Source organism: Frankia sp. CeCAU1 (assembly GCF_977971845.1).
This window is the reverse complement of sequence record NZ_CDWWXA010000175.1, coordinates 1-8,225: the sequence shown is the minus strand read 5'-3', so window position 1 is coordinate 8,225 and position 8,225 is coordinate 1. Positions and strand designations below refer to the sequence as shown.

The following is an 8,225-nucleotide window of genomic DNA, read 5'->3' as shown; positions in this document are numbered from 1 at the left end:
CCCCCGCCGACGGGCCCCTGCCCGCCGTCGAGATCTCCTGGTGGGACGCAGCGGCGTTCTGCAACGCTCTGTCACAGCAGGAGCGGTTGAGTCCCGTGTACAGGTTGGACCCGCTCGCGGAGGTTGCTGAGTGGGACGAGACGGCGAACGGCTACCGCCTTCCGACCGAGGCGGAATGGGAACACGCCTGCCGGGCCGGGACGACCGGACCCCATTACGGCGCTCTCAACGACATCGCCTGGTACCGGCACAACTCCGATGAGCGGTCCCATCCCGTCGGCGGCAAGCAGCCGAACGACTGGGGCCTCCACGACACGCTCGGCAATGTCTGGGAATGGTGCTGGGACGTCTACGACCCGGAGGCCTACGGCACCTACCGGGTTCTGCGCGGCGGCGGCTGGTTCGACGAACACTGGAGCTGCCGGGCATCCGTCCGCCGCCGGAGCCACCCCACACTGCGGCTCGATGACGTCGGCTTCCGCGTCGCCCGCTCCGCGACAAAGTCGTAGCACCAGGCTCGACGGACTTTGTCATCGACGGCACCATACGCACCAGTCGTCTTGTCCGGTGATCAGCTGCTCACGCTATGAGCAATGGGGCGCCGGCCGCTTCGGTCGGACGACTGCCGCATGTAGGCGTAGTCGCCCTCGAAGCGGGGCGCGTAGGTCACCTCGGGCACCAGCGATCCGGAGCCGTCCGGCAGGCGCCGCACCCGCAGAACAGCGTTGAAGCCTTCTCGAACGGTCGGGTTGCCCTTGGCGTCGACACGCATCGATGTGAGCTGGCCGCTGGAGTCGCCGGCCTCCAGCGGCCAGGCCCCGCGGTCGCTCAGCCGGGCAGCGTGCGGACCGTCGAAGCTGGTCGTCGCGCTCTTTCCCACCCGCAGGTACGCCTCGCACGACACGTCGGTCGCTGTGAACGCCCCACCGGGCGCGCAGATGATCACGCTGCCATGCTCCTCATTGCGCCACGTTCCGGAGATTTGGGCCTGGGTCAGGGGCCGGATGTAGTCCAGCATGTCGCAGACGTCACGAAGCAGATCGCGGCGCACTGCGTGCGCCTCGTAGACAATACGGGCTAGTCACCCTGACCCTTGGGACGCCGCGACGGCGTGAAAGGATCAGCCCGGCTGCCCGCTTACGTCGTCCGCTTCTTGGTCCTGGAGGCCGTGGGCTAGTCTGCCGCTGGGACCCGACCCGCAGGGTCGCGCACTATGCTTCGAGCACGCCGGTCAGAGTTCTGATCTCCCTTCGGTCCCCGGGCAGCCGTTCGGTGTCCGCCCGTGAGGTCAGGAGGTCCGGCAGCGCGATGAACCCGCCCGTCGAGGTCGTCGACGACGCGCACGAACAGCTGGTGGCGAGAGTCGCCGCGATCGACGTCGCCAAGGCGTCCGGCAAGGTGTGCACCCGCGTCCCGCACGAGACCAAGAAGGACAAGCGGTATACCCAGACCTGGAACGTCGCGGCGAACACCCCCGCGATCATCGAGCTGGCCGACCATTTAGTCTGTCAGGGCATCGAACGGGTGGTCCTCGAGAGCACCTCGGACTACTGGCGCCCGTTCTACTACCTGCTCGAGGCCCGCGGTCTCACGGTGTGGCTGGTTAACGCCCGGGACGTCAAGAACGTCCCGGGAAGACCCAAAACGGACAAACTCGACGCGATCTGGCTGGCCAAACTCAACGAGCGTGGCATGCTACGGCCCTCCTTCGTGCCGCCACCCGAGATCCGCGAGATCCGTAACCTCACCCGGCTGCGCCTGGACCTGACCGCCGAGTGCACCCGGCACCGGCTGCGGGTCGAGAAGCTCCTCGAGGACGCCCTGATCAAACTGTCGACGGTGCTGTCGGACATCTTCGGGGTCTCCGGTCGGGCGATGCTCGACGCGCTCGTCGCGGGCGAACGTGATCCGAAGAAGCTCGCGGCGCTTGCCCGCGGCCGGGTCAAGGCCACCCAGGCCGAGCTGGCGACCGCGCTGACCGGCCAGTTCACCGAGCACCACGGTTACCTGCTCTCGGTGCTGCTCGCCCAGATCGACGGCCTCGATCGGCGGATCGCCGAGCTCACCGAGCGGATCGACACCGCGATCGCCGCCCTGCCTGCCCCGGCCCACGCCGCCGCCGACGCCGCCCGCGGTGGCGAGACCGGCCCCGACGGGGACGCCACCACCGGGACCGGCCAGGGCGGCGGTGGCGCCGCGGCCCGGCCCGGCCTGGACATCCTCGACCGGCTCGACGAGATCCCCGGCATCGCCCGCCACACCGCCCAGGTGATCATCGCCGAGATCGGGACCGACATGGCCCAGTTCCCGACCTCCGGCCACCTGAACTCGTGGGCGAAACTGACCCCCCAGACGATCCAGTCCGGCGCGAAAAGCCGCACCGGGCGCACCGGCAAGGGCAACCCCTACCTGCGCGGCGCCCTCGGGGAGGCCGCCATGGCGGCGGCGAAGACGAAGACCTTCCTCGGCTCCCGCTACCGGCGCCTCGTCAAACGCCGCGGCCATCTCAAGGCCCTCGTCGCCGTCGCCCGCTCCATCCTGACCATCGTCTGGCATCTGCTGAACGACCCCACCGCGCGGTTCCATGACCTCGGAGTCGACTACCACGCCAGCCTGCAGAGCAGGGAACGCCGCAAGCGCAACGCCCTGCGCGAGCTCAAGAGCCTCAACCTGAGCGCACAGGAGATCACCGCCCTGCTCGCCGCGGCCTGACGGCCGCCGCGAGCGGAACGCCCGACCCGGCGGCCTGACGGCCGCTCTGTCGGGGCGACGACCGGACACGCCAGCACCGCTCACCGTCAGAACGGCCAGCCGGCAGCCCACGGGATCCGCCGCTGTCGCGCGCACCAGCGGCCAAGTGCCCTGGCGGGCGCGAGCGTGCCCACGTTCAGTTGGTATTTCCGGTCAGATCACGAGGACTCGTGTGGTAGCAGCGTGTCAATCTGACACCAGCACGCGCTCCCTGGACCGTCCGCCGTTGAAACGGACGGTCCGGCCGCGACGCTTCCCGAGTCGGGGCAGGTCAGACGGCTACATCAGCGGATTCCGTCAGGTTCTCCGGCCCATCTGTAGCTACCGGTGTAGCAGCGGCCCACGACCATCCGGGAGTGATGCGGCGCGCCGGACCGCGAGTGCGAACATCGCAGGTCATGAGGCTTCAACGGCCCGTTCAGAGCGGTGCGGCGCCGGATCTGCGCCTCGTGACGAACGCTTGACCAGGGCTTTTGCGCGACGCCGGATGCGATGGGGCGCGGTGCCGAGGCGATCGAGCTGGCTCGACTGTTTTGCCGCAAAGCGGACGGTCTGTCGGAAGTGTCTGTGCAGGTCAGCGGGGTGCGCGGGCGACCGTCCGCCGTCTAACTGCGGTCGCCGTTGCTACAGACGTTGCTACATAACGATCTTCAAATGGCCTCAAACGATCTCAGTCGCGAGGTAAAACCCCTGATCAGAGGTGGTGGGCAGGGGCGGGGTCGAACCGCCGACCTTCCGCTTTTCAGGCGGACGCTCGTACCGACTGAGCTACCTGCCCCGGGTAGTGCGACTCTCGCATGAGCCACAGCGCACTGTTAGCCATACGAACGCGGTCCCGACGGGATTCGAACCCGCGACCTCCGCCTTGACAGGGCGGCGTGAACTCCAGGCTTCACCACGGGACCATGCTCTAGATCGATCTTCAGTTGTCGCCCTCCAGGTGCCAGCCACGAGCCCTGTCCGGATCTGGAGGTCATGCTACACGACACCGGGACCACTCGAAGGGCCGGGAGCCCAGGATTCTTGCCCAACAGTCCACGCACCCGATCACTCGCGATCCGCTATGGAGACGCGACATCGGCATGAGATCCGCGGAGTCCACGCGGCGGGCGCGACGGCACGCCGGGGCGCACCCGGGAACGCCAGGCACGCCGCCGACCTCGCGGGAACCGAGCGAAAGGTGCGCAGCAGCACGGAGTCGATCCAGACCGCCGTTGCCGATCCCGTTCTGACCCGGGTCCGATGACGGGGTCGCCGTCGCCACCCTGAACCGGCCCGAGGTCATGAGCGCGTTCACCCTGCCGATGGCCACCGCCTAGGCGCAGGCCCTGTGTGCCGCGGACGCCGACCCGGAGGTCCGGTTCATCGCGGCCTCCGCCTTCGTCGGCTCCGGCTTCTCCCGCCTCAGCCTGGCCGTCGAATACGGTCTGTCCTGGCATCTTCCCCAGATCATGGGCACCGCCCGGGTCTCGGACTTCCTGCTGTCCGGCCACGCCTCAGCGCCACCGAGGCGGCCGAGCTCGGGCTGGTCAACCAGATGATCACGGATGACGACGTACTGGACCACGCGGTGCTTGTCGCCGGTTGGACGGTCGGTTTCCCGGGCACGGGCCACCATCCGAGCGACGCCCAGATCCGTGCGCTGTATGCCGACACCTCTGCCAGGTCTCTGCCAGGTCCGGATGAGCTCATGCGCGGCGCGGACCGGTGTCCCGCCCGGGTAGCATACGACTCTCAAGCGACAGCGACAGCGACAGCGACAGCGACAGCGACACGCTCGAGCCGGCGTGAAGTGATCACGATGGCACGGTATCGTCACTCACAGGTCGAGAGGCGCTGCAACGGGCCCAGGTCCGCCACGCTCGGCCCGCACCGTTCAGTAAGGGCGCCTCCCATAACCGGGAGGTGGTCTGATGGCAGGGTCCAGGTCGGTCGACGAGGTGGCCGTCCATGACGGTGCGGTCGGGGCCGGCGAGCGGGAGCTCCGGGAGCTGCTGGCCCAGCGGGTCGTCGTGCTCGACGGGGCTTGGGGCACGATGCTGCAGAACGCCGGGCTCACCCCGGCCGACTACCGCACGGAGCGGTTCCGCGACCACCCGAAGGACCTCGCCGGCGACCCGGACCTGCTGAACCTGACCCGTCCGGACGTGATCCTCGACGTGCACCGGCAGTATCTCGCGGCCGGCGCGGACATCACCACGACGAACACGTTCACCGCGACGAGCATCGGCCAGGCGGACTACGGGCTGCAGTCGCTGGTGCGGGAGATGAACCTGCGGGGCGCGCGGCTGGCCCGCCAGGCCGCGGACGAGGCCGCCCGGCAGACCGGGGGGCGGCGGTTCGTCGCCGGTTCGATCGGCCCATTGAACGTCACGCTCTCGCTGTCCCCGCGAGTGGAGGACCCGGCGTACCGGGCGGTGACCTTCGACGAGGTCCGGGCCGCCTACGCCGAGCAGATCCAGGCGTTGGCGGACGGCGGGGTCGACCTGCTGCTCATCGAGACGATCTTCGACACGCTCAACGCGAAGGCCGCGATCGCCGCCGCCCGCGAGGTCGCCCCGCGGCTGCCGCTGTGGATCTCGGTAACGATCGTCGACCTGTCCGGGCGGACGCTGTCGGGGCAGACCGTCGAGGCGTTCTGGAGCTCCATCGCCCACGCGCATCCGCTGGTCGTCGGGGTGAACTGCTCGCTCGGCGCCGAGGAGATGCGCCCGCACGTCGCCGAGCTCGCCCGGCTCGCCGGCACGTTCACGGCCTGCCATCCCAACGCCGGCCTGCCGAACGCCTTCGGCGGCTACGACCAGACCCCGGACGAAGCCGGCCAGTTGATCGGCGAATTCGCCGCCGCGGGCCTGGTCAACATCGTCGGCGGCTGCTGCGGGACGACGCCGGCGCACATCGCGCGGATCGCCGCCGCCGTCGGCGGTGCGCCGCCGCGCCCGGTTCCGACACCGCCGGCGCGCACCCGCTTCAGCGGGCTGGAGCCGTTCGAGATCGGCGAGGACACCGGCTTCGTCATGATCGGGGAGCGCACCAACGTCACCGGTTCGGCGCGGTTCCGGCGGCTGATCGAGGCCGACGACTACCAGGCCGCCGTGGACGTCGCCCTGGAGCAGGTGCGCGGCGGGGCCAACCTGCTCGACGTCAACATGGACGCCGACCTGCTCGACAGCGAGCGGGCGATGACCACGTTCCTGAACCTGCTCGCCACCGAGCCGGAGGCGGCCCGCCTGCCCATCATGGTCGACAGCTCGCGGTGGAGTGTGCTGGAGGCCGGGCTGCGCTGCGTGCAGGGCAAGGGCGTCGTCAACTCGATCAGCCTCAAGGAGGGCGAGGAGCCCTTCCTGGAGCAGGCCCGGCGCATCCGCGACTACGGCGCCGGCGTGGTCGTGATGGCCTTCGACGAGCGGGGCCAGGCCGACACCGCCGAACGCAAGGTGGCGATCTGCGCCCGCGCCTACGACCTGCTTACCCAGCGGGTCGGCTTCCCGGCCGAGGACATCGTGTTCGACCCGAACGTGCTCGCCGTCGCCACCGGCATCGCCGAGCACAACGGCTACGCGAAGGCGTTCCTCGACGCGTTGCCGCTGATCAAGCAGCACTGCCCGGGAGCGCGGACCAGCGGCGGCATCTCGAACCTGTCGTTCTCCTTCCGCGGCAACGACATCGTCCGCGAGGCGATGCACTCGGCGTTCCTCTTCCACGCCGTGCGCGCCGGGCTCGACATGGGCATCGTCAACGCCGGCCAGCTCGCCGTCTACCAGGACATCCCCGCCGACCTGCTCGAACTCGTCGAGGACGTGCTCTTCGACCGGCGCGACGACGCCACCGACCGGCTCGTCGCGTTCGCCGAGACCGTGAGCGGGAGCGGGAGCGGGAGCGGCACGAAGCGCACGGTGGACCTGTCCTGGCGCGAGGCGCCGGTCGAGGAGCGCTTGGCGCACGCGCTCGTGCACGGCATCGTCGACTTCATCGAGTCCGACACGGAGGAGGCCCGGGCGCGGGCGGCCCGCCCCCTCGACGTGATCGAGGGACCACTCATGGACGGCATGAAGATCGTCGGCGACCTCTTCGGGTCAGGGAAGATGTTCCTGCCGCAGGTGGTCAAGAGCGCCCGGGTGATGAAGCGCTCGGTCGCCTACCTGGAACCGTTCATGGAGGCCGAGAAGCAGCAGGCGCTGCTGGCCGGCACCACCGGCACCGGCCGTGCCAACCGTGGCAACGGCACGGTGGTGCTCGCGACCGTCAAGGGCGACGTGCACGACATCGGCAAGAACATCGTGGGTGTGGTCCTCGGCTGCAACAACTACGAGGTCATCGATCTGGGGGTCATGGTCCCCGCCACGGTCATCCTCGACACGGCGGTGGCGGAGGGCGCCGACGCGATCGGCCTGTCCGGCCTGATCACCCCGTCCCTGGACGAGATGGTCACGGTCGCCACCGAGATGCAGCGCCGCGGGCTGAAGCTGCCCCTGCTGATCGGCGGTGCCACCACCTCGCGCCAGCACACCGCGGTCCGCATCGCCCCCGCCTACGACGCCACCACCGTCCACGTGCTGGACGCCTCCCGCGTCGTCGGCGTGGTCTCGGACCTGCTCGACGCCGACCGGGCCGGGGAGCTCGCCGTGCGTAACCGGGCGGAGCAGAAGCTCCTGCGTGAGCAGCACGAGAACCGCCAGCAGCGCCCGCTGCTCCCCCTCGCGCAGGCCCGGGCGAACCGCGAGCAGGTCACGTTCGACGACCTGCCCGTCCCCGCCTTCACCGGCGTCCGCGTCGTCACCCCGGACCTCGGCGCGCTGCGCTCGATGATCGACTGGCAGTTCTTCTTCCTTGCCTGGGAGCTGAAGGGCAGGTTCCCGGCGATCCTGGACCAGCCGGTGGCCCGTGAGCTGTACGATGAGGCGAACGTCCTGCTCGATCAGATCATCGCGGACGGTAGCCTTCAGGCCCGCGGGGTCTACGGCTTCTGGCCCGCCGTCGCGGAGGACGACGACATCCTGATCGATCAGATCGACGTCGGCGCGGTGAACAGCGCCAGCTCGCCGGGTCCGGGTGGCACGGGGCAGCTGCGCCTGCCGATGCTGCGCCAGCAGACGGCCAAGCCCGCGGGGCGGCCGAACCGCAGCCTCGCCGACTACCTGGCCCCGGCCGGGGACCACATCGGCGGGTTCGCCGTGGCCGTCCACGGCGCCGACACGCTCGCGGCCGGCTTCGAGGCCCGGCAGGACGACTACCGGGCGATCATGGTGAAGGCCCTGGCCGACCGGCTCGCCGAGGCGTTCGCCGAGTATGTCCACCTTGAGGCGCGACGCGCCTGGTTCGAGCCGGACGCCAAGCCGTCGCTGGAGGATCTGCACGCCGAGCGCTTCCGCGGCATTCGGCCCGCCTTCGGCTACCCGGCGAGCCCCGACCACAGCGAGAAGCAGACGCTGTTCGACCTGCTGGACGCCGGGCGGGTGGGGATGGGCCTGACC

Annotated in this window: 5 protein-coding genes and 2 tRNA genes; 3 read left to right on the top strand and 4 right to left on the bottom strand. The window is 69.8% G+C overall.

Translation table 11 applies throughout. The features are described 5' to 3' along the window. Positions 1-17 precede the first annotated feature (17 nt). Positions 18-509, top strand: coding sequence for a formylglycine-generating enzyme family protein (locus tag AC08OO_RS21105; protein ID WP_476611442.1), 492 nt, complete (start codon positions 18-20; stop codon positions 507-509). 62 nt (positions 510-571) lie between these two features. Here the strand turns inward: AC08OO_RS21105 and AC08OO_RS21100 are convergent, their stop codons facing one another. Then, a complete protein-coding gene (locus tag AC08OO_RS21100; protein ID WP_035913684.1) occupies positions 572-1,051 on the bottom strand; it encodes a hypothetical protein in 480 nt (159 codons plus the stop codon). Between the two features lie 257 nt (positions 1,052-1,308). Here AC08OO_RS21100 and AC08OO_RS21095 point away from each other — a divergent pair, with 257 nt between their 5' ends. Beyond that, a complete protein-coding gene (locus AC08OO_RS21095) occupies positions 1,309-2,712 on the top strand; it encodes an IS110 family RNA-guided transposase (protein ID WP_476611441.1) in 1,404 nt (467 codons plus the stop codon). A 740-nt stretch (positions 2,713-3,452) separates the two neighbouring features. Here AC08OO_RS21095 and AC08OO_RS21090 read toward each other — a convergent pair. The 3 genes from AC08OO_RS21090 to AC08OO_RS21080 form a co-directional block, all read right to left on the bottom strand. Further along, positions 3,453-3,529, bottom strand: a tRNA-Phe gene (locus AC08OO_RS21090). A gap of 52 nt (positions 3,530-3,581) precedes the next feature. After that, positions 3,582-3,656, bottom strand: a tRNA-Asp gene (locus AC08OO_RS21085). A gap of 410 nt (positions 3,657-4,066) precedes the next feature. After that, positions 4,067-4,318 (bottom strand): hypothetical protein, encoded by a 252-nt coding sequence (locus AC08OO_RS21080; RefSeq protein ID WP_476611440.1) that lies wholly within the window; start codon positions 4,316-4,318, stop codon positions 4,067-4,069. 346 nt (positions 4,319-4,664) lie between these two features. Here AC08OO_RS21080 and metH point away from each other — a divergent pair. After that, on the top strand, positions 4,665-8,225 hold a 3,561-nt coding region (gene metH / locus AC08OO_RS21075; protein WP_476618957.1), incomplete at its 3' end, for a methionine synthase.

Bases quoted from the DNA above. Each gene is read 5' to 3' on its own strand.
- AC08OO_RS21095 (WP_476611441.1), top strand. From the start codon at position 1,309: ATGAACCCGCCCGTCGAGGTCGTCGACGACGCGCACGAACAGCTGGTG.